Source organism: Mycobacterium sp. E2989 (genome assembly GCF_001667595.1).
Taxonomy (GTDB): domain Bacteria; phylum Actinomycetota; class Actinomycetes; order Mycobacteriales; family Mycobacteriaceae; genus Mycobacterium.
The window spans coordinates 1-602 of sequence record NZ_LZJX01000025.1; the positions used below are offsets into that span (position 1 = coordinate 1).

General features: G+C 67.8%; 1 protein-coding gene. It reads right to left on the reverse strand.

Going from position 1 to position 602, the window contains the following annotated elements; genetic code table 11:
* The coding region (locus A5680_RS06240; protein WP_156675017.1) for a condensation domain-containing protein at window positions 1-602 on the reverse strand (602 nt) is incomplete at both ends.

The window sequence follows — 602 nt, forward strand, 5'->3', positions numbered from 1 at the left end:
CCCAGCGCCACCCCCTGCGGGGCGCGGGCCACCTGCGCGGCGAACAACCCCGGCACCGAGCGCTCAACCACCGACTGGCCCAACACCGCCCGATGCCCCCACTCATCCAGGCACACCCGCTCGGCATCGGTGAGCACATCGACCGCCGACAACCTCGTGCCCGGATCAGCCGTCATCGCCTCCAACACCCGCCGCAACCGCTCCACCAACGCGCTCACGGTGCCCGGATCGAACACGTCGGTGCGGAACTCCACCGCCCCCGAAATCCCGCCCGGCTCAACGGCATCGGTGTAGCGCTCGGCCAGGTTGAACGTCAGGTCCATCCGCGCGGTGCGGGTGTCGACCGGCAGCTGGGTCACCTGCAAATCGCCCAATGCCAACCCCGGATCACCGGGCAAGTTCTGCCAGGCCAACATCACCTGCACCAGCGGATGATGCGCCAACGACCGCACCGGGTTGAGCCGCTCCACCAACACCTCGAACGGAACGTCTTGATGGTCGTAGGCGGCCAGGCTACGCCGACGCACCTGGCTTAACAGCTCGCTGACGGTCGGATCACCGGCCACGTCCACCCGCAGCACCAACGTGTTGACGAAGAATCC